The 329-nt window shown below is 55.9% G+C and carries 1 CRISPR repeat array.

From position 1 onward, the window contains the following. Position 1: 1 nt before the first annotated feature. Positions 2-271: a CRISPR direct-repeat array (repeat unit 26 nt; unit sequence GTCCCCGCGTGGGCGGGGGTGATCCT). Between the last annotated feature and the right edge of the window lie 58 nt (positions 272-329).

Below are 329 nucleotides of genomic sequence, written 5' to 3'. Positions count from 1 at the left end.
AGTCCCCGCGTGGGCGGGGGTGATCCTATGGCTCAAAAACTGGGCATAACACCAAAATAGTAGTCCCCGCGTGGGCGGGGGTGATCCTGTAGCATTAGCAAATGAAGCAGAAAAAAGATAGTAGTCCCCGCGTGGGCGGGGGTGATCCTCGAACGCAAATAAAATAATTGGTTGGTGCTGAGTAGTCCCCGCGTGGGCGGGGGTGATCCCTGGTTGTCCCGTTGTGGTTGCAGTAGAGAAAAGTAGTCCCCGCGTGGGCGGGGGTGATCCTAGTAATTCTGATGCTGATGATTATAGTGACGAGTAGTCCCCGCGTGGGCGGGGGTGAT

The organism is Peptoniphilus sp. HMSC062D09, assembly GCF_001811425.1.
In the GTDB taxonomy this organism is placed as follows: domain Bacteria; phylum Bacillota; class Clostridia; order Tissierellales; family Peptoniphilaceae; genus Peptoniphilus_A.
This window is presented reverse-complemented; position numbering and strand designations above follow the sequence as displayed.